Source organism: Ralstonia sp. 110700041-2 (genome assembly GCF_056280165.1).
The window spans coordinates 373303-398104 of record NZ_JBSFAI010000003.1 but is presented as its reverse complement, the minus strand read 5'-3'; the positions used below and the strand labels follow the sequence as shown (position 1 = coordinate 398104).

At 64.6% G+C, this 24802-nt stretch carries 19 protein-coding genes; 12 read left to right on the top strand and 7 right to left on the bottom strand.

Annotated features, from left to right (window positions below):
- Positions 1 to 77 precede the first annotated feature (77 nt).
- A complete protein-coding gene (locus tag ACUXH0_RS06725; protein ID WP_182594044.1) occupies positions 78 to 2165 on the top strand; it encodes a putative bifunctional diguanylate cyclase/phosphodiesterase in 2088 nt (695 codons plus the stop codon).
- 413 nt (positions 2166 to 2578) lie between these two features.
- Positions 2579 to 2887 (top strand): H-NS histone family protein, encoded by a 309-nt coding sequence (locus tag ACUXH0_RS06720; RefSeq protein ID WP_004627393.1) that lies wholly within the window; start codon positions 2579 to 2581, stop codon positions 2885 to 2887.
- Positions 2888 to 3007: 120 nt separating this feature from the next.
- Here the strand turns inward: ACUXH0_RS06720 and ACUXH0_RS06715 are convergent, their stop codons facing one another.
- The 4 genes from ACUXH0_RS06715 to ACUXH0_RS06700 all read right to left on the bottom strand — a co-directional run bounded on the left by ACUXH0_RS06715 (position 3008) and on the right by ACUXH0_RS06700 (position 8369).
- Entirely contained in the window at positions 3008 to 4549 is a 1542-nt protein-coding gene (locus tag ACUXH0_RS06715) for a methyl-accepting chemotaxis protein (protein ID WP_182594043.1), read from the bottom strand.
- Between the two features lie 180 nt (positions 4550 to 4729).
- On the bottom strand, positions 4730 to 6157 hold the full coding sequence (locus ACUXH0_RS06710; protein WP_182594042.1) for a PAS domain-containing protein: 1428 nt from the start codon (positions 6155 to 6157) through the stop codon (positions 4730 to 4732).
- Positions 6158 to 6195: 38 nt separating this feature from the next.
- Positions 6196 to 7221: a UDP-glucose 4-epimerase GalE gene (gene galE, locus ACUXH0_RS06705; RefSeq protein WP_004627399.1), complete on the bottom strand. Its 1026-nt coding sequence runs from the start codon at positions 7219 to 7221 to the stop codon at positions 6196 to 6198.
- A 167-nt stretch (positions 7222 to 7388) separates the two neighbouring features.
- Positions 7389 to 8369, bottom strand: coding sequence for a tyrosine-type recombinase/integrase (locus tag ACUXH0_RS06700; protein ID WP_182594041.1), 981 nt, complete (start codon positions 8367 to 8369; stop codon positions 7389 to 7391).
- 86 nt (positions 8370 to 8455) lie between these two features.
- Here ACUXH0_RS06700 and ACUXH0_RS06695 point away from each other — a divergent pair, with 86 nt between their 5' ends.
- From ACUXH0_RS06695 to otsA, 4 genes are all read left to right on the top strand, one after another.
- Entirely contained in the window at positions 8456 to 8662 is a 207-nt protein-coding gene (locus tag ACUXH0_RS06695; RefSeq protein WP_012430284.1) for a hypothetical protein, read from the top strand.
- 107 nt (positions 8663 to 8769) lie between these two features.
- Positions 8770 to 10821 carry an NADPH-dependent 2,4-dienoyl-CoA reductase gene (locus tag ACUXH0_RS06690; RefSeq protein ID WP_182594040.1) on the top strand — a complete coding sequence of 684 codons (2052 nt, stop codon included), beginning with the start codon at positions 8770 to 8772 and terminating at the stop codon, positions 10819 to 10821.
- Between the two features lie 161 nt (positions 10822 to 10982).
- Positions 10983 to 11783, top strand: coding sequence for a trehalose-phosphatase (gene otsB, locus ACUXH0_RS06685; RefSeq protein ID WP_004627408.1), 801 nt, complete (start codon positions 10983 to 10985; stop codon positions 11781 to 11783).
- Positions 11780 to 13210 (top strand): alpha,alpha-trehalose-phosphate synthase (UDP-forming), encoded by a 1431-nt coding sequence (otsA, locus tag ACUXH0_RS06680; RefSeq protein ID WP_012430282.1) that lies wholly within the window; start codon positions 11780 to 11782, stop codon positions 13208 to 13210. The genes otsB and otsA overlap by 4 nt, the downstream gene beginning before the upstream one ends.
- Here otsA and ACUXH0_RS06675 read toward each other — a convergent pair whose 3' ends face one another.
- The 3 genes from ACUXH0_RS06675 to ACUXH0_RS06665 form a co-directional block, all read right to left on the bottom strand.
- Positions 13211 to 13987, bottom strand: coding sequence for a Mut7-C RNAse domain-containing protein (locus tag ACUXH0_RS06675; protein ID WP_024974702.1), 777 nt, complete (start codon positions 13985 to 13987; stop codon positions 13211 to 13213). It abuts the gene before it with no gap.
- 148 nt (positions 13988 to 14135) lie between these two features.
- Positions 14136 to 14393, bottom strand: a complete 258-nt coding sequence (locus ACUXH0_RS06670) for a hypothetical protein (RefSeq protein ID WP_012430280.1) — start codon at positions 14391 to 14393, stop codon at positions 14136 to 14138.
- A 97-nt stretch (positions 14394 to 14490) separates the two neighbouring features.
- Complete coding sequence (locus ACUXH0_RS06665; RefSeq protein ID WP_004627418.1) at positions 14491 to 15435, bottom strand: LysR family transcriptional regulator; 945 nt, start codon at positions 15433 to 15435, stop codon at positions 14491 to 14493.
- A gap of 340 nt (positions 15436 to 15775) precedes the next feature.
- On the opposite strand from ACUXH0_RS06665, the gene ACUXH0_RS06660 reads away from it, so the two are divergent.
- The 6 genes from ACUXH0_RS06660 to ACUXH0_RS06635 all read left to right on the top strand — a co-directional run bounded on the left by ACUXH0_RS06660 (position 15776) and on the right by ACUXH0_RS06635 (position 24801).
- The gene (locus tag ACUXH0_RS06660) at positions 15776 to 16867 is read left to right on the top strand and encodes an alpha/beta hydrolase (RefSeq protein ID WP_012430279.1); all 1092 of its coding nucleotides are present in this window, start codon (positions 15776 to 15778) and stop codon (positions 16865 to 16867) included.
- A gap of 115 nt (positions 16868 to 16982) precedes the next feature.
- On the top strand, positions 16983 to 18293 hold the full coding sequence (locus tag ACUXH0_RS06655) for an efflux RND transporter periplasmic adaptor subunit (protein WP_012430278.1): 1311 nt from the start codon (positions 16983 to 16985) through the stop codon (positions 18291 to 18293).
- 29 nt (positions 18294 to 18322) lie between these two features.
- Positions 18323 to 21529 carry an efflux RND transporter permease subunit gene (locus tag ACUXH0_RS06650; RefSeq protein WP_182594039.1) on the top strand — a complete coding sequence of 1069 codons (3207 nt, stop codon included), beginning with the start codon at positions 18323 to 18325 and terminating at the stop codon, positions 21527 to 21529.
- 25 nt (positions 21530 to 21554) lie between these two features.
- Positions 21555 to 23123 carry an efflux transporter outer membrane subunit gene (locus ACUXH0_RS06645; protein ID WP_310735951.1) on the top strand — a complete coding sequence of 523 codons (1569 nt, stop codon included), beginning with the start codon at positions 21555 to 21557 and terminating at the stop codon, positions 23121 to 23123.
- 251 nt (positions 23124 to 23374) lie between these two features.
- A complete protein-coding gene (modB, locus tag ACUXH0_RS06640) occupies positions 23375 to 24061 on the top strand; it encodes a molybdate ABC transporter permease subunit (RefSeq protein WP_004627431.1) in 687 nt (228 codons plus the stop codon).
- The gene (locus ACUXH0_RS06635) at positions 24058 to 24801 is read left to right on the top strand and encodes a sulfate/molybdate ABC transporter ATP-binding protein (RefSeq protein ID WP_012430275.1); all 744 of its coding nucleotides are present in this window, start codon (positions 24058 to 24060) and stop codon (positions 24799 to 24801) included. Before modB ends, ACUXH0_RS06635 begins: the two co-directional genes overlap by 4 nt.
- Position 24802: the final 1 nt, after the last annotated feature.

Genomic DNA, 24802 nt, shown 5'->3' with positions numbered 1-24802 from the left:
GTTTTTGCGCTATCCTCGCCGCAAAACACAGACTAGGCGCTGGTCGTAGATCGGGGGGCCGCGCCGGATGCGCTCGCATGCATAACGATTTCCATATTGCGCTGCTGCTGTTTGCGTGGGTCAGCACTGGGCTGACCACGTTTGCCGCACTGGACGCTGCGACACGTCTGCCGGGGGGCTCGACGATCGCAAAACGCCGCAACTGGCGCATCGCCTGTGCGGTCATTCTTGGCATTGGGCTGTGGGCGGGGCTTTGGCTCGGCCAGCTCGGCCTGCATCGGCAGGTCGGTGCGGCCGTATCCGCGCCCATTGTGGCGACACTCGTGACAGCGCTGGCGGCCTCGCTGGCGGCTTTCTCCATCGTGTTGCCGGACACTTCGGCTTCCAATGGCGCACAGGCTCCGCAACGACGCAGCATTGCCATGGGCGCCGTGGCGCTTGCCATCGGCCTGTTGACGATGGAGCTGTATATGACACGCCCCTGGGTGCATGACCAGGCATTGTCGCTGCGCCGCGCCGTGCTTGGCTGGGGCGGCGGCACGCTGGTGCTTGGTGCAGGCGTGTGCTTGGCGATGTGCATGGCATTTCATATGCCGCCCGCGCAGCGCCGCGCCGCCGTGGGTCTGCGCGCACGTGCCGCAGCCGTGCTGGCGACAACTGCGGTGCTATCGCTCGTGCTGTGGCCGTGCGCCGCCGCTTGGCCGGCCGATGAATCAACGATGCATATCGTGCCCGTCATCATGCTCAGCGCCGGCGGCGTGTTGATCGCACTGGGCCTGCACGCGGTGCTGATGATGCTCGAGACCCGTGTCGACTCGGCGCAGGCGCACCTGGAAGCTTCGCTGGCGCGCGTGGCAAACCAGACGCCCCGGCCCCAACTCCACGACGCGCTGACCGGCCTGCCGAACCGCCTGCATCTGCGCGAAGCGCTGGAGGCGGCAATCCTGTCGTCCACGCGACGCGGGCGTCCGTTTGCTCTCTTCTATCTGGATCTCGACAATTTCGGGCAGATCAACGACCAATACGGCCGCAACGCCGGTGACCGTGTGCTGCAAATCATTGCCGAGCGCCTGCGCCAGGCGATTCGCGGCGAAGACACCGTGGCACGCCTTGGCGGCGACGAATTCGGCATCCTCGTTGAAGGTCTGGCGCTGCCCGAGTCTGCCGCCACCATTGGCGACAAGCTGCTGTTCCGCCTGCGTGAATCGGTGGAAGTGGAAGGCCGGCGCCTGCGCGCGACCGCCAGCATTGGCGTAGTCGTTCATCCTCACAACGGCGCGACAGCAGACACGCTGCTTGAACATGCCGACACGGCCATGTTCGATTGCAAGCAATCCACCGGCAACGCCTACCGCTTCTTCGAGCCGCGCCTGAACACCACGGCACACCGCGTGCTGCAGATCCAACGTGCGCTCTCGCATGCGGCCCTCAACGGGCAGCTCTCCGTGTACTACCAGCCAAAGTACGACGCGCGCACGCAGGCCATGGCCGGCGCCGAAGCACTTCTGCGCTGGAACCACCCGGAGCTTGGCCCGGTGTCGCCAGCGGAGTTCATCCCGTTGGCCGAACGCACCGGCACCATCGTCGAACTGGGCGACTGGGTGGTCGAAGAAGTCTGTCGCCAGATCATGCACTGGGATGCCATCGGCATGGCGCCGCAGCGCATTGCCGTCAACCTCTCACCAAGGCAATTCCAGCAACCTGATCTCGTGCAGCGTCTGTCGCAGATCCTGCATCGCTATCAGGTTGCCGCACATCGGTTGATGTTCGAGATCACCGAGACCGCGGCCATGCGCGATGCGAGCCAAAGCATCGCGGTCATCCGTCAGATCCAGTCGCTCGGCTTCGAGGTGGCCATTGACGATTTCGGGACCGGTTATTCCAGCCTCAGTTATCTGCAGCGATTTCGCGCCCAGCAGATCAAGATCGATCGCGCATTCGTCTCCGCGCTCGATGACGATCCGCCCGAGGCAGCCGCCATCATTCGCGCCATTTGCGCGATGGCGCACTCGCTGGACATGACCGTGGTGGCGGAAGGCGTGGAAACCGAAGCGCAAATGCAGGCCCTGGTGAATCTGCAATGCGACCAGGTTCAGGGCTATCTGCTGGCGCGTCCGATGCCGGCCAAGGATTTTCAAGGGTTGCTTGTAGTCGAGTACGCCTGAACAGGCGGCATCGAATAGGCGGCACAGAAAATGCGCCATTTTGATGCATTCGGCATCGCGCTTCAGCAACCTTTCATCTTCATATTCGCCGATATTAGGCCAAGACCACCGGCAATTGCCGAAGCAATGAAGCAGTCACATAAGAAAAGAATTGAGTAGGGATTGCGTAGTTGGTGCGTTGCATCGATTGCAATACGGCCCAATGGTTTTGTAATGGTTCATATGTTTATGATTTCGACACATCGCGCAAACGCCCATCCCATGCAGGTTAGCGCAAAGAACGGTGCAGCAGAAAATCCACGTCGTTGACATGAGGTCTTAACGAAATTCAATTCTCAATGGCAAAGTCGTTATAATGCGCTGGGCTACGGGGAGCGTGCCCGCGTTTCAATTGCAAAGTTGAGGAATCCATAATGCCGACTTACAAGGAAATCGTTCAGAAGATCTCTGAACTGCAGCGCCAAGCCGATGAACTTCGGGCAAATGAACAAGCGACGGTGATCGCTGAAATCAAGCACAAGATCGTGGAATACGGCCTGACCGCCGAAGACCTCGGTTTTGGCGCCAAGGGTGCCGTGGCCTCGAAGAAGGCTGGCCGTAAGGTGCCGGTGCGTTACCGCGACAACAACGGCAATACCTGGACGGGCCGTGGCAAGCGCCCGGGCTGGCTGGTAAAGGAGCTGTCGTCGGGCCGGAAGATGGAGGATTTTCTGGTCGCCTGAGCAGCGCTTCCAGCGCAGCATTCCGAGCCCGCACAAAGAGGCGCGCCGGAAACCACAAAAGAGAAAGGCCGGCGAATTTGCCGGCCTTTTGCATGTCTGCCTGACAGTGGTCAGGCGCAGTTATACCTGGAAGCGCCCCACAGCCGTACGCAGCAATTGCGCCTGCTCTTCCAGCGACAGCGCAGCGGCCGCCGCCTGCTCCACGAGCGCAGCGTTCTGCTGCGTCACTTCGTCCATCTGGTTCACAGCCTGGTTGACCTGCTCGATGCCGGAACTCTGCTCGTCGGACGCCGCAGAAATCTCGCCCATGATGTCCGTTACGCGCTTCACGGCAATCACCACGTCCTGGATCACCACGCCAGCCTCTTCCACCAGCGCCGAGCCGTTCTGCACCCGGCCCACCGAATCGCCGATCAGGTCCTTGATTTCCTTGGCAGCGCTCGCCGAGCGCTGCGCCAGGCTGCGCACTTCGCCCGCCACCACGGCAAAGCCTCGGCCCTGCTCGCCCGCGCGGGCGGCCTCCACGGCAGCGTTCAGCGCCAGGATGTTGGTTTGGAAAGCGATGCCCTCGATCACCCCGATGATGTCGGCAATCTTCTTGCTGCTTTCGTTGATGCCGGACATTGTCTCGACCACGCGCCCGACCACCTCTCCGCCCTTGACCGCAATATCCGACGCATTGACGGCCAGTGTGCTTGCCTGACGCGCATTGTCGGCGTTCTGCTTCACGATGCTCGTCAGTTCCTCCATGCTCGACGCCGTTTCTTCCAGCGACGAGGCCTGCTGCTCCGTACGCTGCGACAGGTCGGCATTGCCGGCAGCGATCTGCTTGGTGGCGCTGGCAATGGAATCCGCCGAGCTCTTGATGTTGCCGATCGTGCCCGTCAGCTCACGCTGCATCTGCGCCATGGCGTAGAGCATGCTGTCGCGATCCCCCGAGCGGGTTTCAACCGGCACAGCCAGATCACCCGCGGCGATGCGGCCGGCAATGCGGGCAGCATAAGCGGGCTCGCCACCCAACTGGCGCTGCAGGCTGCGCGTAACGGCCACGACCACCACAGTCATCAGCAAGCCGACACCAAACAGCAGCCCCAGCGCCTTGATTAGCGACGCGTGGAATGCGGTCTCGATGTCGTCCATATACGTGCCCGTGACGAGGCACCAGTCCCAAGGCTGGTAATACAGGACGTAGCTCTTCTTCGGCTGCGGCGCTTCCGCGCCGGGCTTGGGCCATAGGTAATCGACAAAGCCGCCGCCGCTCTTGCCCACGCGAGAGATTTCCTCGAACAGATGATTCCCTGCCGGGTCGGTAAAACCCGACATGTCCTTGCCGTTCATTTCGGCTTTGATCGGATGCATCACCATCACCGAGTTGGTCTGGTTGATGCTGAAGTAGCCATCCTTGCCGTAGCGGATCATCTTGATGCGCGCGAGGGCCTGGGCGCGCGCCTCGTCGGCGGCGAGCTTACCGTCTTGCGCCATCTGTCCGTAGTCTTTGATGATGCTGAATACGGATTCACTGATGTTCTGCAAGTCGCGCTGGCGTTCTTCCAGGCGCAGGGTGCGGGTCTCCCAAGTGCTCCACAATGTGATCAACAACAGACAAAGCCAACTCAGGACAAGTGGCAGCCACAGCTTCTGACGAAGCGTGAGTCGATTCATCTTCCTTCCTCCAAGCGTTTTCTCTTTGTCCGCTAGGCACAGGTACCGATCGCGGCGCTCCCCTGGCGCGATTACACGCGCTCTGCTTGAGCTATCGAACACATATGCGAAAAACTTGAGTAGGACATCTACCCAAGTGCCAAGTCACCGCGGAGGAAAGGGGACACAGAGAAAGACGCCTCAACGCAAGGCGTCGGGATTGATGCTGGGAAGCGCGCCGCCTGTGGACGTCGTAGTGGGCCCAGGCGGTGATGTCGATTCTGTCTGCGGTGCGACAGCTTCTGCGGCGGGATGATCGGCAGGCGACCAGGATTCCCACAAGCCATGGCGACGCAGCGTTTCCGGTGCCTCGGCAACGATCGAAGCGGCTGAGCCGGCAACCCCCGCCGAGGCTGCTTTTGCAGCCACCTCGATATGCGACCCTGCCATGCGCACGGCATTACCACCGGCGTCGCGCACTGCCACGCCGTGCGCGGCAATCTGGCGATAGCTGCCGTCCTTGTGCCGCATGCGGAATTCCGCCACGTAAGCCGGCGTATTGCCGTCAACATGCGCCTGGATGCGATTGAGCACCATGGGCAGATCATCCGGGTACACCAGACGGAGATACTCGCTCGTGCTTGGACCGATCTCCTTGAGCGTGTAGCCCAGCATGGCGGCAAAGCGCGCGGAGAACTGCGCAGCGCGGGTGACCAGATCGAACTCCCACAGACCGACATCTGCGCCGTCGAGCAGCAGTTGATGGCGGGCAACGAGTTCGGCCTCGCGGCGGCGGTAGCTCTGCTCCAGGTCGTTGAGCGCCTGCACGGTTTCCTTGCGCAGACGGATTTCGCGAGTGGCAACGGCGGCCGCTGTGTCGCCTGTTGCACGATCCCGATAGCCCAGCAGCAAAGCAGCGAGCAATGTTGCAGCCGCACCCACCACGAGCAGCAACCGCAACCCTGCCGGCGCATTGCCGGGCATGTCGGAAAGCGTCGAAAACGAGCCTGCGAGCGACGCCGTGTACACCGCATCCGCCGTCAACGCAACGCCAAACAGCACGCTGACAAACAGACTCACGCCCGGACGGCGTACCGCTACCCCGGTCGCCCCCGACCGCGCCGAGAGCGCAAATTGCAGCGCCGCAGCACACGCCATCGCCGACAGAGCCATGACGATACCGAGCAGCCCGGCGTCTTCCCAGGCGGTGGCGCTGAAGCTGGTCACACCCGCCAGCAGCAACACCGCCACGGGGCCGCTTACGCTCAGCAACACGCCGAGCAACAGGGCGCGCATCAGGCCCGCACGGCCGCCCAGCACACACCACAGCGCCGCCACGGCCAGGCTCCAGCAGAACGACGCGAGCGTCATCACAAGCACCGCGGGACCTTCGTGCAGCGGCCAATGCGCAAGCAGCGGCAGCAGCGGCACTGCCCACAGCCCGACCGCCGAGAACAACGCTGTCATGACCAGCGGCACGCGCGTGCGCGGGGCCGTCGCACTGCGCAAGTCATCAAGCAGACGCAGCAGCAGACTGCCCGCGCCGCAGGCCACGACAAACGGCAGCAACGCAGGCAACAACGCGTGCGCCAGCGTATTGACCAGGTGAGCGATGAACGGCTCATCCACGACGGGGCGTCTCCTTTGGGTTCGAGTAGTTCAATGAATCAGCCACGGGTTTGAAAGCCGTCCGGATTCATGCTTTGCCAACGCCACGAGTCTTCACACATGCGCTCGATGCCGTATTGCGCGCGCCACCCCAGCAGCGAGGCCGCCAGTGCCGGATCGGCATAGCACGCTGCAATATCGCCGGGGCGGCGATCCACGATCTGGTACGGAACCGGCTTGCCGCTGGCGCGCTTGTAGGCCTCCACCACTTCCAGAACCGAATACCCGCGGCCCGTGCCGAGGTTGACCGTAAAGCCGCGGCCATCGCGACGCAGCGTGTCGAGCGCCGCAAGGTGCCCGCGCGCAAGGTCCACCACGTGGATGTAGTCGCGCACGCCGGTGCCGTCAGGCGTTGGCCAGTCACCGCCGTAAATGGAAAGCTTCTCGCGCTTGCCCACCGCCACCTGCGCCACATACGGCATCAGATTGTTGGGGATGCCGCGCGGGTCTTCGCCGATCAGGCCGCTGTGGTGCGCGCCCACCGGATTGAAATAGCGCAGGTAGGCGATTTGCCACGCCGCATTGGAAATCTCCAGATCGCGCAGCACCTGTTCGCCCATCACCTTGGTCTGGCCATACGGGTTGGTGGCCGACAGCGGAAACGATTCGGTGATCGGCACGGTGTGCGGATTGCCATACACCGTTGCCGACGAGCTGAAAACGAGCTGGCGCACATTCGCATGCGCCATGGCCGCGCATAGCGTGACCAGCCCGCCCATGTTGTTGTCGTAGTAGGCCAGCGGCTTCTGCACCGATTCGCCCACCGATTTGAGCGCCGCAAAGTGGATGACAGCTGAGATGCGCGAACTGGCAAACAGGTCATCTAGCAGGCGGCGGTCACGCACGTCGCCCTGCACGAACTTAGGCGTCTTGGCGGTGATCTGCTCGATGCGGGAGAGCACGGTCGAGCTGCTGTTGCAGAGGTTGTCGAGTCCGATCACCTGGTAGCCCGCATCCAGCAATTCAACCCAGGTGTGCGAGGCGATGTAGCCGGTAGCGCCGGTCAGCAGAATCGTTTCTGTCATGGGGTGCGAGGTATCGAGGAAGGAGAGAGCCAGCGTGCCGGTTTGAGCCCGGCATCATCGTTCTACGCTGCGCCGACCTGCTCCGCAGCGCGCAAAACAGCGCGATCATAGCAAAGCCAGCCAACGGCTAGCGGCCAGTTTGAAGCCTCGGTTGTCCAAAAAATGCACTACGGCTGGCCATCTGGATGGGCGGCCGCCTGCCACTCAGCATAGGCTGCGCGCAGACGCCATGCCGAAGTCGCATCGCGCAGGCCCAGTGCGTACCCCACCTCGGGAGGGTTTGCGCCTGCGTCGAACAGCGCGGCGGTGTAGCCATTGCGCAGCGTCTGCGGCGACAGCCGCTCGCTGCGGTGCAACAACGCCGGCAGCGCAGCCAGCCAGGCCTCCACGCGCCGGTACACCGACGCTGCGTGCATGACGCGCCCGCCGGCATCGGCAACGAACACGCGCTCGCCCGGCACCTCTGCGTGTGCACGCACCGCCAGCCAGGCGGCCAGCGCGGGGCGTGCAGCTTCAAGCATGGGCGCCTTGTACGACGGGCCGCGCGGGCGCTCGACGACGATCGCCTCAAGCGCCGCATCCACCTGGCGGAGCAGCAACGATTGCACCTGCGCGACCTTCAACCCCGCGCCATGGCAAACCGCAACGAGTGCGCGGTCGCGCGCCAGCTTGAACGCGCTGGCATTGGCGGCGGCCTCGCTGGCCTGCGCGTCCACCTCGAGGGAAGCCTCGATCGCCGCGCGCTCGGCAAAGGAGAGAAACGTGGTCGGATCGTTTTCGCCTTCCGCCAACTTCTGCTGCACCGCCGAGCTTGCAGGGTTGTGCGTGCCCGTGCGTTGTTGCTCGATCTGATGGAAGACGCGTTCGATCAGGCGCGCGTAGCGGTAGCGATGCAGCTTGGTCAGACCCGATTCATCAAGAAAGGCGGCGATGTCGCCCGCGCTCCAGTTGGCCAAGGCGCGTTGATGCGACTCGGCCCAGCGCAGCCATTTGCGCCACATCGCGCGATACACCGTCGCCGACGATTCGCGATAGCCTCGCCCGGCCAGCCAATGTTCGAAGGCTTGCGCGGGCCGCTCGGCCCAGTCTTGCAGGCTGGGCTCAAACAGGTCCGGAACGGGCGTGGCGGGCGGCGTGAATGAGGTCAAAGCGGTAGCGGAAATGCTGAAAAACGGGCGTGGGCGGACCGAGGGTGTGGCAATTCGCGTATCCTGCCGAGCGTAACACGCAGCTCATGTATCCCATTGCGGACCCCATCGTGAAGAAAACCGACCTCGAAAAACTCAAGGGCCTGAAAATCGCCAACAACCTCAAGCGCAACAGCCAGCGCACCGGCAAGCCCGGCCAGGGCACCGGCAAGGCGATTCCCCAGAACAAGCTGCTGAAAGCGCTGCTCGGCAAGCCAGCTGAAGACGACGCGAAAAAGTCGGAAAAATCCTGACGCGCAGTCCACACATCTAGAACCCCGCCCTGTTGTTCCAACGGGCGCTTGGGTGCTACCGTCCGGCGCGTTTCCACATCATCGCAGCGCCTCTCCCTGCGCCGGACATGCCAGCCTCCACGCCCTCCTCGCCGTACCCCCACCTACTGAGCCCGCTCGACCTTGGCTTCACCACGCTCAAGAACCGCGTGCTGATGGGGTCGATGCATACCGGGCTGGAAGATGGCAACCACTTCGACCGGCTCGCCGCCTACTTTGCCGAGCGCGCACGCGGCGATGTCGGGCTGATGGTCACGGGCGGATTCGCGCCCAATATTGCCGGTTGGACCAAGCCCTTTGCCGGGCGCCTGGCCACGCATGGTGCGGCCCGCCGCCACCGCGCGGTCACCAACGCCGTGCATGAAGAAGGCGGCAAGATCGCCCTGCAGATCCTGCACACCGGCCGCTATGGCTATCACCCGTTTGCGGTCGCGCCCACGGCGCTGCGCTCACCCATCAGCCCGTTCACGCCGCGCGAGTTGTCGGTGCGCGGTATCGAGCGGCAGATTCGCGCCTTCGTGCATTGCGCCCAGTTGGCCCGCGAAGCCGGCTACGACGGCGTCGAGATCATGGGTTCCGAGGGCTACTTCATCAACCAGTTCCTCGTCACCCACACCAACAAGCGCACGGACGACTGGGGCGGCAGCTATGCCAACCGCATGCGCCTGCCCGTGGAAATCGTCCAGCGCACGCGCGAGGCGGTCGGCAAGGATTTCATCATCATCTATCGCCTGTCGATGATCGACCTGATTCCCGACGGCAGCTCGTGGGAAGAAGTCGTGCAGCTCGGCAAGGCCGTGGAGCGCGCGGGTGCCACCATCATCAACACGGGCATCGGCTGGCACGAGGCGCGCATCCCGACCATTGCGACGAGCGTGCCGCGTGCGGCGTTTGCGTGGGTCACGAAGAAGATGAAGGGCGAGGTCGGCATTCCGCTGGTGACGTCCAACCGCATCAACACGCCCGAGGTGGCGGAGGCCGTGCTGGCCGACGGGTGCGCCGACATGGTTTCGATGGCCCGGCCGCTCTTGGCCGATGCCGACTTCGTACGCAAGGCCGCCACGAACCGCGCGCAGGACATCAATACCTGCATCGCCTGCAACCAGGCGTGCCTGGACCACGCGTTCAAGGCCAAGATTGCGAGTTGCCTCGTCAATCCGCGCGCATGCCACGAGACGGAACTCGTCATTCGACCGACGCCCGCCAAGCGTCGCTTTGCAGTGGTGGGCGCCGGGCCTGCGGGGCTATCCGCGGCGATCACCCTGGCCGAGCGTGGGCACGCCGTGGACCTGTTCGACGCGGCATCTGAACTCGGCGGCCAGTTGAACATGGCCAAGACGATCCCGGGTAAAGAAGAGTTTCACGAGATGCTGCGTTACCTCACCCGTCGCGTCGCCACGACGGGCGTGACGCTGCGCCTCGGTACACGCGTGGATGCGCAGCAGCTTCTTGCGGCCAAGTACGACGAGATCATCATCGCGACGGGCGTGTCGCCGCGCAATCCGAGGATCCCGGGGCAGGATCATCCGAGCGTGCTGTCGTACATCGATGTGCTGCGCCATCGCAAGCCGGTGGGCAAGCGCGTGGCGATTGTCGGAGCGGGTGGCATCGGCTTTGACGTGGCGGAATTCCTCGCGCTGGACGGCCACTCGCCCACGCTGGATCTGCAAACGTGGCGCGCCGAATGGGGCGTGGGAGATCCGACCGAAGTGCGTGGCGGTGTGGATGGCATCCGCCCTGAACCCCAAACACCCGCGCGCGACATCGTCCTGCTGCAGCGGCGTGCCGGCAAACTCGGCGGCGGTCTCGGCAAGACCACGGGCTGGATTCATCGGACCAGCCTGAAGAACCTGGGCGTGCGCATGGTGGGCGGCGTGAACTATGAGCGCATCGGCGACGAAGGCCTGCTCGTGAGCTACGGCGAAAAACGCGAGGCCGCCGAATGGCTGCCGGTCGATTCCGTCGTGCTGTGCGCCGGGCAAGAGCCACTGCGCGAACTCGTTGCGCCGCTGCAGGCGGGCGGAGCAAAGGTGCACGTCATCGGTGGTGCAGACGAGGCGCTCGAACTGGACGCCAAACGCGCGATCGACCAGGGAACGCGTCTGGCTGCATCGCTGTGACGTCTTGGGCACGCGGGATGTGAAGGTTTTGCATCACGTGCCCATTTTTACAATCTCGCCACCCTCTCCCGCCCGTTGCGAATGCCGAAATGACAACGGCTGGCGTGGCCGGCCCGGTTCTTGCGTGAACAGGCGCATCACGCACATTCACAAGAACCGGTTTGTCCAAGAACGTCTCTCCCCAGTCTTCTGCCAACGCGGCGCCCCTGCCCTCGCTCGACCTGGGCCGAACGGCCTTCCTGCTCGACTTTGACGGCACCCTCGTCGATATCGCGCCGCAACCCGAAGCGGTGCATGTTTCTGCGCCGCTGCGCGAAACGCTGGCCGCGCTGCATGCCGCCAGCGGGGGCGCGTTGGCGATCATTAGCGGGCGCACGGTGCATGACGTGGAGTCGCGCCTGTCTCTGCCCGGCCTCGTCATCGCCGGTGTGCACGGCGCCGAACGCCGCTATGCAGACGGCGGCTTCGTCCGCCTGAACGCTGACGCAGATGCACTCGCGCAACTGGAGCGCGAGTTGCGCGCAGAACTCACGCAGTTGTCGACGCAGTTTTCGGGCGTGGTGCTGGAAAGCAAGGGAATTGCGTTTGCCCTGCACTACCGCCACGCGCCTGAAGCCGAGAACGCCGTACTGACGGTAGCGGACCGCCTCGCGCGCCGCTATGCCGACCACGTGCGCCTGCAGGCCGGCAAGATGGTCGTCGAACTCAAGCCGCGCGGCGCCAGCAAGGGCGACGTAGTGCACACGCTGATGACCGAACCGCCCTTCATGGGCCGCACGGCGCTGTTTGCCGGCGACGACCTGACCGATGAAAGCGCCTTCGATGCCGTCAATGCGCTGGAGGGCTGGTCGATCAAGGTGGGGACGGGCCCAAGCCAGGCGCGTTGGCGCGTGCAAGACGCGGCGGCATTGCGGGCCTGGCTGGCAACGCTCACGGCCCCGTCCAAGCGAGGTGCCGCATGAGCCGACTCATTGTGGTTTCCAACCGCGTTGCGCCCGTTGCCGAAGGCCAGGGAACGGCCGGCGGCCTGGCCGTGGGTGTGTTCGATGCGCTGCGCGAAACCGGCGGCATCTGGTTTGGCTGGAGCGGCGAAAGCGCAGCCACTGTTTCACACGAGCCGACCATCGTCACCAAGGGCAATATCACCTATGCCACCGTCGGCCTGAACCGCAAGGACTACGACCAGTACTACCGCGGTTTTGCCAACGCGACGCTGTGGCCAATCTTCCATTACCGCGTGGATCTGTCGCGCTACGAGCGCCAGGAGTACCACGGTTACCGGCGCGTCAATGCGCAGTTTGCGCATCAGCTCAAGGCGCTGGTGCAACCCGACGACATCCTTTGGGTGCACGACTATCACCTGATCCCGTTTGCCGCAGAGTGCCGCGCGCTGGGGCTGACCAACCGCATCGGGTTCTTCCTGCATATTCCGTTTCCGTCGCCGGAAATCCTGACGACGATTCCGCCGCATGAAGACCTCATGCGCGCGCTGTGTGCGTACGACCTGGTCGGTTTCCAGACAGAGACCGACCGCGTGGCCTTCTACGACTACATCGAGCGCGAGGCGCGCGGCTACATCGAGCAGAAAGAGCAGAACGGCCCGGTACACGCCTATGGCCACACGCTGCGCGCGGAGGTCTACCCGATCGGCGTGCATCCGGACGAGATCGCGCAGCAAGCCAAGGCGTCGCTGGCACGGCGCAATCCGTTCATGCGGCATGCGGGCGCGCGCGGCGAGCGCATTGCGCCGCAGGGGCAAGGCCAAGGCCAGCCGCCCACGAAACTCATCATGAGCGTCGATCGGCTCGACTATTCCAAAGGCCTGCCCGAGCGCTTCCGCGCGTTCGAGCAATTGCTGGACGATTTTCCGGACCATCGCCGGCACGTGACCTTCATCCAGATTGCGCCCACGTCGCGCCAGGACGTGCAGAGCTATCAGCAGATCCGGCAGCGGCTGGAGGCTGAATCGGGCCGCATCAACGGCAAGCATTCGGAACTGGACTGGACGCCCATCCGCTACATCAACAAGCAGTACGAACGGCGCGTGCTGATGGCGCTTTTCCGCAGCTCGCAGATCGGTTATGTCACGCCTCTGCGTGACGGCATGAACCTCGTCGCCAAGGAATACGTGGCCGCACAAGACCCGGAAAACCCGGGCGTGCTCGTGCTGTCGCGCTTTGCCGGCGCGGCGCGCGAGTTGGATGCCGCACTGATCGTCAACCCGTATGACACCCGCGGCATGGCCGAGGCACTGAACCGCGCGTTGACGATGCCGCTCGAAGAACGCAAGGCGCGCTATGCCCACATGATGGATCGGCTGCGGTCGGCCAACCTCACCATCTGGCGCGAGCGGTTCGTGACAGACCTGCGCGGCGCGCCGTCGCGATAGTCAGGCGCCCGCGCTGCCGGTGCGCGGCATACGCTCGGCAGCTTCTGCTGTGTCTGTGGATGCGTCGGCCTCGGGCGAAAGCATGTCGGCCAACACGGCATTCATGCGCGCCCAGTGCGAACCGGGCCAATAGACGCGGCGGCAGACATCACAGGTGCTAAAGAGCCGCTGGCGCTCACGCACGCGGGGCGGCACGCTGGCGGAAGCCTCTTCCGGGCTCAGCATCCGCAACGGCACATTGCATTCGAGACAGCGAGAGAACGGCCTGGCCACATCGGCCAGCCGGAGGCGCATGACGATTTCGCGCATCTGCGCTTGCGGCTCACGCGCACGGATGAACGCGCCACGACGGATGCCACGTCGCTTGAGGAGTTCACGATCACGCGAGAGCACGATCCAGTCTTCTCCGTTCGCGAGAGCTTCGATGGCCGCGTCGGCGTAGTTGTTGTCGTAGGCGGTATCGAAGCCGGCCATGCGCAGCAAGCGCGCCGTTGCGCCCAGGTGGGCGTCGCACAGAAAGTGCAGCGGCGCGGTGGGCAACAGGGGCTCCACCGCTGAAACGGCAATGTAGCCCCGGGCGGGCAACATGGCCTCCAGCGCCATGGGCCGGCCGTCCACCAGGACTTGCCCTACTTCCGTATGCGGCACGCCAAGTGCCTCGATAGCGTGCTTGAGCGTGGCGCCGTCTGCCCACGCGCGTGCAACGGGATGCCCGCGCAACGCCTGCGGAAGAAGCGGCGTCAGATTGGAATCGAACGTGAGGACGACGGTTTGCATGCCTGCCACGATACTCCCAACCCAACATGGGTGCCTTGGCACGGTCGCGCCGCAAGGGTTTTGCCGGGCGCCTGAATAATAAAAATGCGGCGTGACCGCTCAAGCCACGCCGCAAACAGGGAGGAAAAAAATTCAGTCGATGCGCGGTTTATGCGCGCGATGCAGCGCCGCCGTTCGGATAGCTCGCATCTCCGTTCCACGACAGGTAGCCATACGTGTCGGCCTGGCGGTCAGTGCCTTGCGTGTACGGATCAAAGCGACCAGCCTGCGTTGCGGCCGGAGCGTCAAAGTTGGGCTGGATGGACGCCGTTGCGGGCTGCGACAGCAGCGTGGCGGAAGCCGACACGGTGGCCACCATGGCCAGGACAGCGCGGCGGGAGAAGGCGGAGAAGAGGCGGGAGTTCATGATCTGATCCTTGTTCGTTTGCGCTCGTTGTTGCGCTCGGAGGGCAGAATAGATCGTTGCTCCCGTCTAATAAATGCGACTTTGCAGAAATAACTGTTCAGGCGGCGCTAACAATGTGCAGTCGCGGATTTTCCTTGAGCTGCAGGCACGGGTGGTCGGCAAACAGCGTCGCAACCCAGTCCACAAACACCCGCACCTTGGGCGACAGATGCCGGTTGTGCGGATACACCACCGATACGGGCACCGCTTCGGAAATATGATCCGGCAGCACTTCCACCAGCGCGCCCGACATCAGGTGCTCATACACCAGGAAGCGTGAAGTCTGTAGCAGCCCCAGGCCATGCAGGCCACACGCCACCGCCGATTCGGCATCGTTGACGGACACCATGCTGCGCACCTTGTGAATCTGCTTCTGCCCGTCGATTACGAAATCCCAATCCATGCGGCGGCCGTTGCGCGCAGAGAAGTAATTCACCGCCGTGTGGTCCTGCAGGTCTTCCAACGTCTTGGGCGTACCGCAGCGGGCCAGATATTCGGGCGACGCGCAATTGACCATCGACAGCTGGCCGATGCGGCGCGCGACAAGGCTGGAGTCCTGCAACTCGCCACCGCGCACGGCGCAATCCACGCCCTCCTGCACGAGGTCGACGGTGCGATCGCTCATGCCGATCTCCAACTGAAGATCGGGGTACGCCTCGTGAAAATCGCGAATGCGCGGCACAAGCAACCGTTTGCCAATCGACGCAGGCACGTCGATGCGCAAGGTGCCGCGTGCGCCCGACGAGCTTTGCGAGAACGCAGCCTCGGTCTCTTCAAGATCGCCGAGCAAGCGTACGCAGCGCTCGTAATACGCAGCGCCATCGGCGGTGACATTCACACGGCGTGTGGTCCGGTGCAGCAGGCGCACGCCAAGGTGTGCCTCAAGGCTTTGCACCAGGTTCGTCACCGTGGCGCGGGGTAACTGAAGGCTGTCGGCAGCCTTGGTGAAACTGCTGGCTTCCACGACGCGCGTGAAAACCTGCATGGCCTGCAAGCGATCCATCTGCGGCTCCTTAGGGACGGACTCCACGGGGCGGGCGCACTGCCCGAATCAAAACGGCCAATGCGCCGGACTTGTGGAATCAAGGGGTCTGCTCATGTTCGAGAACACGCACGCGTTCTGAGCAAGAGACGCGATCAGGAAAGCTGCGACTACGGGTTTTCGCAGTGCAACAAGATCGGCCTTGAGCATGGACACTTTGTAGCACAACCGTAAATTCTGATTGTTCGGCTGCAACTAATAGTGATGTCTGATTATAGGCATTTATCCGCGTTCGTCTAATCACCATCATTCAGCCCATCGATATCCGGGTTATCCGCAAAGGTAAGCCCTGCCTGACATCATGGGTTCTTCTCCACCGCGCCTCGTTGTTTCGGATCGCTCGCTGCCCAGCGATGCGGCATCGGCCGCTGTTCGCCCAGCACAACCGTACGCAACGCCCGCTCCCACAAATGTTGCACTGAATAACAAATTGCGCGGCGCAGCATCGACGCTGCCTAAGCAAGCTTCTGCGTGCAAGGAAACGGCCGGCGCGGCGCCGTTGCCGCGCGAGGTCACGGCCGAAGACTATTGGACGCAGGGCTACGCGGGCCGTATCCGCCTGCGTGTGTTCCGCCCAGAAATGCACGCCGACGATGCCGCCGCACCGCTGCGCCGCCCTGGCGTGCTGTACCTGCATGGTGGCGGTTTCGTGCGCGGCTCCATTGATGATGCCGATGCGCCGGGACGCTACCTGGCCGCCACATTGCCCGCCGTGGTGGTCACGGTCGGCTATTCGCTGGCGCCCGCCGCGCCCTTCCCCGCCGCACCGGAAGACGTGTACGCCGCACTGTGCTGCATGGCCGACCATGCCGACGCATGGGGTATCGACCGCCGCCGCATCGCAGTGGCCGGGCACGACGCCGGCGGCAACCTGTCGGCCGCGCTGACGATGATTGCGCGCGACCGTGGCGGCCCAAACCTCCGTGCGCAGGTCCTGATCGCGCCGATGCTCGATCCGACCATGGCTCGCGTGCGCCCCGACCACCTGGCCAACGCAGACAACTCGGCTGAAGTCTGTGCCGATTGCTATCGCCAGTACCTGCCCCGCCCGACCGAGCGCGTGCATCCCTACGCCGCGCCGGTGGAATCGCGCCGCCTGCAGGGCCTGCCCCCCGCCCTGCTGCTCACTGCGCCGCAAGACCTGCTGCGCACCGAAGCAGAACGCTATGCCGCGTGCCTTATTGAAGCTGGCGTGGTCACGCAGGTCGTGCGCGTGAACGAGGCCTGCCATGACTCGATCGCCATGAGCGCCGTGGCGCAAGACGAGATGACGTGCTTCCTGCGCTGGCACCTTGGCATGACGCGCCAGACGGCGGCACCACGCAAACGCCGTCCACGTGCGGATCGGAAGGACCGCACTTCCATTGACCCGACCGGGGAGACGCCTGGCTGAACCCAGACAACAAGAAACGGAGTGCAAGGCCGCCCGCGTATTTCTACGCTGCGGCCAAAGCGCTTTTACCCAGTCTTTTTCTCTTTGCTTACCCAACAAAATCGAGAGAGTCATCATGAGCCTGTCCAAACGCACACTCGCCATTTCGGTTGCCGCCGTGCTCGGCGTTGCAGCTGTGGGCACCTACGGTCTGGTCTCCAGCGCCGGCGCATCGCAACAGCCGGCAGCCGCCCCCGCCGCCACGCCGGTGGATGTGGCGCCGGTGCTGGCCAAGAACGTTTCCGAATGGGATGAATTTTCCGGCCGAATCGAAGCCGTTCAACGCGTAGAAGTCCGCCCACTGGTGAGCGGCACCGTCACCGCCGTCCACTTCAAGGACGGCAGCATCGTCAAGAAGGGCGACGCGCTGTTCACCATCGACCCGCGCCCCTACGCGGCGGAAGTGGCCCGCACGCAAGCCGCACTGACCGCCGCCAAATCGCGCGTGGCCTACACCACGTCGGAGCTGGACCGCGCGCAGAAGCTGGTGGCCGACAACGCCATCGCGCGGCGCGAGTTCGAAGAGAAGGAAAACGCCGCCCGCGAGGCCCAAGCCAACCTGCAAGGCGCCGCCGCCGCGCTGGAAGCCGCCAGGCTGAACCTGGAGTACACGCACATCGTGGCGCCGGTCGCGGGCCGCGTGTCGCGCGCAGAAATCACCGTCGGCAACGTCGTCTCGGCGGGGGGTGCTGCGCCGGTATTGACGACGCTGGTGTCGGTCTCGCCGATGTACGTGGCGTTCGATGCGGATGAACAAAGCTACCTGCGCTACTCCGCCAAGGCCGCCCAGGGCGCCAAGACGCCGGTCTACATCGGGCTGGCCAATGAAGACGGCTACACGCGCGAAGGCGCCATCCAGTCCGTCGACAACCGGCTCGATGTGCGCTCGGGCACGATCCGCGTGCGGGCCACGCTGGACAACGCCGACGGCCGCCTCACGCCGGGCCTCTACGCCCGCGTGCGCATGAGCACCGGCGCACCGCACGACGCCATCCTCATCACCGACAAGGCCATCGGTACGGACCAGGACAAGAAGTTCGTCCTGGTGGTGGATGCGGCCAACAAGACGAGCTATCGGCCGGTGGTGCTGGGCGCCTCCATTGACGGCCTGCGCGTGGTGAAGTCGGGCCTGAAGGCGGGTGAACGGATCGTCGTCAATGGCATCCAGCGCGTGCGCCCCGGCGACGCCGTGGCACCCAACACGGTGACCATGGATAGCCTGGTCACCAAGCGCGTGGTGCTGCCCGGTGCACAACCCGAAGCGCCCGCAGCACCGGCCGAAGCCAAAGCCGACACAACGACTGCACCTGCTGCCAAGGCCGAGGCCAAGGCCGCCAACGCCAAGACCGCCGCTACCGCGCAACGCCTGCCGGCCGACCGCGCTTGATTTGCGACTGAACCTCATCGCTCACAGCCATGAACTTCTCTAAATTTTTCGTGGACCGCCCGATCTTTGCGGGCGTGCTTTCCACGCTGATCCTGCTGATCGGGATCATCTCGATCTGGCGATTGCCGATCTCGGAGTATCCCGAGGTCGTGCCGCCTTCGGTGGTGGTGCGCGCGCAGTTCCCGGGCGCCAACCCGAAGGTGATTGCCGAGACCGTCGCCTCGCCGCTCGAAGAGCAGATCAACGGCGTCGAGAACATGCTCTACATGCAGTCGCAAGCCAACAGCGACGGCAACCTGACCACGACGGTCACCTTCAAGCTGGGCACCGACCCGGACAAGGCACAGCAGCTCGTGCAGAACCGCGTGTCGCAGGCGCTGCCGCGTCTGCCCGACGTGGTGCAGCGCCTGGGCGTGACCACCGTCAAGAGCAGCCCCGACCTGACGATGGTGGTGCACTTGCTGTCGCCCAACGACCGCTACGACATGACGTACCTGCGCAACTACGCCGTGCTGAACGTCAAGGACCGCCTTGCACGGATCAGCGGCGTGGGCCAGGTGCAGCTGTTCGGCTCGGGTGACTACTCGATGCGCGTGTGGCTCGACCCGAACAAAGTGGCCGAACGCGGCCTCACGGCCAACGAAGTGGTCAAGGCCATCCGCGACCAGAACGTGCAGGTGGCAGCCGGTGTGATCGGCGGTTCGCCGTCGGTGCCGGGCACGGACCTGCAACTGTCCGTCAACGCCCAGGGCCGCTTGAAGACCGAGCAGGAATTCGGCGACATCATCCTGAAGAGTTCGCCCGATGGCGCCGTCACGACCCTGCGTGACGTAGCCCGCATCGAACTGGCTGCGTCGGAATACGGCCTGCGTTCGCTGCTGGACAACAAGCAGGCGGTGGCCATTCCGATCTTCCAGGCGCCGGGTTCCAACGCGCTGCAGATTTCGGATGACGTGCGCAAGACGATGGCCGAGCTGAAGGAAGACTTTCCCGAAGGCGTCGACTACCGCATCGTCTATGACCCGACGCAGTTCGTCCGCTCGAGCATCGAAGCCGTCACGCACACGCTGCTGGAAGCGGTGGCGCTTGTGGTGCTGGTGGTGATCCTGTTCCTGCAGACGTGGCGTGCGTCGATCATTCCGTTGCTGGCGGTGCCGGTGTCCATCATCGGTACGTTTGGCCTGATGCTGATGTTCGGCTTCTCGATCAACGCGCTGTCATTGTTCGGGCTGGTGCTGGCGATCGGGATCGTGGTGGACGATGCCATCGTGGTGGTGGAAAACGTCGAGCGGAACATCGCCGAAGGGTTATCGCCACGCGAGGCCACGTACAAGGCCATGCGCGAAGTGAGCGGCCCGATCATCGCCATTGCCCTGACGCTGATTGCCGTGTTCGTGCCGCTGGCCTTCATGACGGGCCTGACCGGTCAGTTCTACAAGCAGTTCGCGCTGACGATCTCGATCTCGACCGTCATCTCGGCCTTCAACTCGCTCACGCTGTCGCCGGCGCTGGCCGCCCTGCTGCTCAAGAGCCACGACGCGCCGAAGGATTGGCTGGCGCGTGCAATGGACAAGGGCCTGGGCTGGATCTTCCGTCCGTTCAACCGCGTGTTTGGTGCGGCGTCGGAATCGTATGGCCGCAGCACGTCGCGCGTGATCGGCCGCAAGGCCGTGATGCTGGGCATCTACCTGGCGCTGATCGGCGCGACCGCGCTGCTGTTCAACAAGGTGCCGGGCGGCTTCGTGCCGATGCAGGACAAGCAGTACCTGGTGAGCTTCGCGCAGTTGCCGGACGGTGCCTCGCTGGACCGCACGGAAGACGTCATCCGCCGCATGTCGGACATCGCCCTCAAGCACCCCGGCGTGGAAAGCGCCGTGGCGTTCCCGGGCCTGTCGATCAACGGCTTCACCAACAGCCCGAGCGCGGGCATCGTGTTCGTCACGCTCAAGCCGTTTGACGAGCGCAAGACCCCCAACCTGTCGGGCGGTGCCATCGCGGGGCAACTGAACCAGCAGTACGGTGCGATCAAGGACGCGTTCATCGCTGTGTTCCCGCCGCCGCCGGTGCAAGGCCTCGGCACGGTGGGTGGCTTCAAGCTGCAACTGGAAGACCGCGGCTCGGTCGGCTACGAACAGCTCTTTGCTGCCACGCAAGCCTTCATGGCGAAGGCACGCAAGACGCCTGAGCTGGGCCCGTCGTTCTCGAGTTACCAGATCAACGTGCCGCAGTTGAATGCCGACCTGGACCGCGTGAAGGCCAAGCAGCTTGGCGTGCCGGTGACGGATGTGTTCGACACCATGCAGGTGTATTTGGGCTCGCTGTACGTGAACGACTTCAACCGCTTCGGCCGCACGTATCAGGTGAAGGTGCAGGCAGACGCGCCGTTCCGCGCGCATGCAGAAGACATCCTGCAATTGAAGACGCGCAACACCGCGGGCGAGATGGTGCCGCTGTCTTCGCTGCTGCGCGTGTCGCAAGGCTTTGGGCCTGACATGGTCGTGCGCTACAACGGCTACACCGCTGCCGATATCAACGGTGGCCCGGCCCCGGGCTTCTCGTCGGGCCAGGCGCAGGCGGCCGTGGAACGCATCGCGCATGAAACGCTGCCCAAGGGCGTGCGCTTCGAGTGGACGGATCTGACGTATCAGCAGATCCTGGCCGGCAACTCGGCCGTGTGGATCTTCCCGATCTGCGTGCTGCTGGTGTTCCTTGTGCTCGCCGCGCAGTACGAAAGCCTGACGCTGCCGCTGGCCGTGATCCTGATCGTGCCGATGAGCCTGTTTGCCGCCATGCTGGGCGTGTGGGTCTCGCATGGAGACAACAACATCTTCACGCAGATCGGTCTGGTGGTGCTGGTGGGGCTGGCGTGTAAGAACGCCATCCTGATCGTGGAGTTTGCGCGCGAGCTGGAGCTGCAAGGACGCACCATCGTGGAAGCCGCCATCGAGGCTTGCCGCCTGCGTCTGCGCCCGATCCTGATGACGTCGATCGCTTTCATCATGGGCGTGGTGCCCCTGGTGGTATCGACCGGCGCCGGTGCGGAAATGCGTCATGCCATGGGCGTGGCCGTGTTCGCGGGGATGTTGGGTGTGACGCTGTTCGGCCTGTTCCTCACGCCGGTGTTCTACGTGCTGCTGCGCACGCTGGCGGCACGCCGCGGCCAGCGCTCGGAAGACGCCCCCGATCGTGATCTGGACCTGGATGGCACGCTGCCTGTGCCGTCGACCCAGCACTAAGGTCAATACTCATCAAGACATCGCTATGAACGCGTCGACACAACAACAAACAGGTCCGGCCATGCGCGCGGGCCGCTGGACTCCGCTGGCGCTGGCCGCCGCGCTGTTCCTCGCGGCCTGCTCGCTCGCCCCGACCTACGAGAAGCCGGACGTTGGCACACCCAACGCCTTCAAGGAAGCAGCGCAACCAGCACAAGCGACCGATGCACCGCTGGCGGCAAACGAGCAAGGCAAGTGGAAGACCGCCGAGCCCGCCCTGCCCGCCGACGGCGCGTGGTGGAAGATCTTCAACGATCCGACGCTCGACAAGCTCGAAGCGCAGGCCGCTGAAGCCAGCCCCACGCTGGCCGCCGCAGCCGCGCGTGTGAACCAGGCGCGCGCCTTCGTGCAGGCCAACCGTGCATCGCTGGTCCCGGAACTGGATGCGGGCTTCGGCCCGACGCGCCAGCGGGCTTCGGCGGCATCGGCGGGCCTGCCGGTCGGCGCGCCCGTGCAACCGCAGACGTACTGGCGCGCGCAATCCACCGTGGCGTATGAAGTCGACTTGTTCGGCCGCGTGCGCAACAACATCGATGCCGCCGGCGCCGACGCCGAGCGTGTCGAAGCGCTGTACCGCGCCGCCCGCCTGTCATTGCAAGCCGACGTGGCGCAGACGTACTTCAGCCTGCGCACGCTGGATGCGGAAGAAGCCTTGCTGTCCCGCACGCTGGTCGGCCGTGAAGAGGCGCTCAAGCTCGTGCAGCGCCGCTTCAACACCGGCGACATTGGCGAGCTGGACGTCGCCCGCGCTGATGCCGAACTGGCCACGGCACGCTCCGACCGCATCGGCGTACAGCGCCGTCGCGCGGTGCTCGAGCACGCACTGGCAACGCTGCTGGGCAAGGCACCGGCCGATTTCACGATGGGCGCAGACCCGCTGCAATCGGCCGAAGTGCGCGTACCGGCGGGCCTGCCCTCCGCCCTGCTGGAACGCCGCCCCGACGTGGCCGCTGCCGAACGCTCGATGGCGGCTGCAAACGCACGCATTGGCGTGGCGCGCGCGGCGTTCTTCCCGCAACTGCAGCTCACGGGCGGCTTCGGCTACGAGTCGCACGACATCGGCGACCTGCTCAAGTGGGGCAGCCGCACGTGGATTCTCGGCCCGCTGGTCGGCACCGCGCTGTCGCTGCCGATCTTCGACGGTGGCGCCCGCAGCGCCGGCGTGAAGCAGGCCCGTGCCGCGTATGAAGAGAACGTCGCCAACTACCGCGAAAGCGTGCTCGTCGCCTTCCGCGAGGTGGAAGACAACCTCTCGGAACTGCGCCTGCTGGCCGATCAGGCCAAGGCACAGGACGACGCCGTGCGCGCGTCCACGCGCGCCGCGCAACTCTCGCGCACGCGCTACAACGCGGGGTCGGTCAACTACCTGGACGTGATCGATGCCGAGCGCAACATGCTGTCCGCCGAACGCATCGGCGTGCAACTGGCCGGCAGCCGCGTGAACTCCACGGTGGGGCTCATCAAGGCGCTTGGCGGTGGCTGGGGGGATGTGCCGCCGGCTGCACCGGCTAACGCAGCCACCGCGGCCCAGCCCGCAACGGTGGCGCAGCAGTAAGAATTTCTCTCCTCTCTCTCTGGAAAGCGAGATCTGCGCGGCTTCGGCCGCGTTTTTTTTTGCTTTGGACTGCCTGCGACCTACGGCCATGCGACTTTCGCGCAGTGCTGCGTAACATGCCAGGATTGACCTGGCGTTATATCCAACCCTATATTTCGGATAACTCACCCAATCTGTCGCCGGCACCCAACGCACCGCGCCGTTCGCGGGCATGACCCGGCCGGCCGATGGCACCTTCCCAACGTATCCGCATGTCCGCTTCCATCTGGACGCCTCTGCTGCTCTCACTCAAGGTGGCGGGCTGGGCGACCGTCCTCAACCTCGTGCTGGGCGTGGGCGCGGCCTACGCGCTCGCACGCACGCGCAGCCGCCTGCGCGAGGTCATCGATTCGGTCTTGACGCTGCCCCTGGTGCTGCCGCCGACGGTGCTCGGCTATTACCTGCTGGTGCTGCTGGGCCGGCGCGGCACGATCGGCGGGTGGCTCGACAGCATGGGCATCCAGCTCGTCTTTACCTGGCAGGGTGCGGTGATCGCCTCCACCGTGGTGGCGTTTCCGCTGGTCATGAAGTCGGCACGCGCCGCCTTTGAAGGCGTCGATCATCAACTGGAAAACGCGGCGCGTGTGCTGGGCCTGCCCGAAGCCGCCGTGTTCTTTCGCGTCACGCTGCCGCTGGCTGCACGCGGCATTGCAGCCGGTGTGCTGCTGGCCTTTGCCCGTGCCCTGGGCGAATTTGGTGCCACCCTCATGATTGCCGGCAACCTGCCCGGCCGCACGCAGACGCTCTCCGTGGCCATCTACGAAGCCGTGCAGGCCGGCGACGACGCCACGGCCAATACGCTGGTGCTGATCACCTCGGTCACCTGCATCGTGGTGCTGGTCGTGGCCAGCCGCCTGCTGCAAGGGCGCGCACCGAGCCTGCAGGAGCAGCTGGCATGAGCGGCGGCATGATCGATCTCGTCGTGCAAAAAACGCTTACGAGCGCGGCGCGCGTGTTCTCGCTCGATATTGCTGTGCGCTCGGACAGCCGGCGCGTGGTGCTGTACGGACCGTCTGGCGCCGGCAAGAGCCTTACGCTGCGCGCCATTGCCGGCCTGATGACACCCCAACGCGGCCGCATCGTGCTGAACGGCCGCACGCTATTCGACCACGCCGACAATATCAACCTGAGCGCGCAGGAACGCCGCGTCGGCTATCTGTTCCAGGACTACGCGCTCTTCAACCACCTGACGGTGGCGCAGAACATCGCGTTCGGGCTCAAGCGCGGGTGGTTCAACCCGCCGCGCCGCGCACATGACCCGCGCGTTCAGCAGTGGATCGACTCGTTCGAGTTGGGCGCCGTTGCCGCCAATTACCCGTCACAGATTTCCGGCGGCCAGCGCCAGCGTGTGGCACTGGCCCGCGCGCTCATCGCCGAGCCGTCCATGCTGCTGCTCGACGAGCCCTTTGCCGCGCTGGACCCGGCGTTGCGCACGCGCATGCGCTCCGAGCTGTCTGCCCTGCAAGCGCGGCTGCAGGTGCCGATGCTGATGATTACGCACGACCCGGCCGATGTGGAGATCTTCGGGGACCACGTATTCGAGCTGCGCGATGGCCGCGTCGTAGCCGATGCCGTGCGGGCGCCCGATGCGCCGCCACTCTCGCCGTATCCGCATCTGACGGCGGTGGTGAACCGCTAGC

Bases quoted from the DNA above. Each gene is read 5' to 3' on its own strand.
- ACUXH0_RS06725 (WP_182594044.1), top strand. From the start codon at position 78: ATGCATAACGATTTCCATATTGCGCTGCTGCTGTTTGCGTGGGTCAGC.
- ACUXH0_RS06720 (WP_004627393.1), top strand. From the start codon at position 2,579: ATGCCGACTTACAAGGAAATCGTTCAGAAGATCTCTGAACTGCAGCGC.
- ACUXH0_RS06715 (WP_182594043.1), bottom strand. From the start codon at position 4,549: ATGAATCGACTCACGCTTCGTCAGAAGCTGTGGCTGCCACTTGTCCTG.
- galE (WP_004627399.1), bottom strand. From the start codon at position 7,221: ATGACAGAAACGATTCTGCTGACCGGCGCTACCGGCTACATCGCCTCG.
- ACUXH0_RS06695 (WP_012430284.1), top strand. From the start codon at position 8,456: ATGTATCCCATTGCGGACCCCATCGTGAAGAAAACCGACCTCGAAAAA.
- ACUXH0_RS06690 (WP_182594040.1), top strand. From the start codon at position 8,770: ATGCCAGCCTCCACGCCCTCCTCGCCGTACCCCCACCTACTGAGCCCG.
- otsA (WP_012430282.1), top strand. From the start codon at position 11,780: ATGAGCCGACTCATTGTGGTTTCCAACCGCGTTGCGCCCGTTGCCGAA.
- ACUXH0_RS06675 (WP_024974702.1), bottom strand. From the start codon at position 13,987: ATGCAAACCGTCGTCCTCACGTTCGATTCCAATCTGACGCCGCTTCTT.
- ACUXH0_RS06670 (WP_012430280.1), bottom strand. From the start codon at position 14,393: ATGAACTCCCGCCTCTTCTCCGCCTTCTCCCGCCGCGCTGTCCTGGCC.
- ACUXH0_RS06665 (WP_004627418.1), bottom strand. From the start codon at position 15,435: ATGGATCGCTTGCAGGCCATGCAGGTTTTCACGCGCGTCGTGGAAGCC.
- ACUXH0_RS06660 (WP_012430279.1), top strand. From the start codon at position 15,776: ATGGGTTCTTCTCCACCGCGCCTCGTTGTTTCGGATCGCTCGCTGCCC.
- ACUXH0_RS06655 (WP_012430278.1), top strand. From the start codon at position 16,983: ATGAGCCTGTCCAAACGCACACTCGCCATTTCGGTTGCCGCCGTGCTC.
- ACUXH0_RS06650 (WP_182594039.1), top strand. From the start codon at position 18,323: ATGAACTTCTCTAAATTTTTCGTGGACCGCCCGATCTTTGCGGGCGTG.
- ACUXH0_RS06645 (WP_310735951.1), top strand. From the start codon at position 21,555: ATGAACGCGTCGACACAACAACAAACAGGTCCGGCCATGCGCGCGGGC.
- modB (WP_004627431.1), top strand. From the start codon at position 23,375: ATGTCCGCTTCCATCTGGACGCCTCTGCTGCTCTCACTCAAGGTGGCG.
- ACUXH0_RS06635 (WP_012430275.1), top strand. From the start codon at position 24,058: ATGAGCGGCGGCATGATCGATCTCGTCGTGCAAAAAACGCTTACGAGC.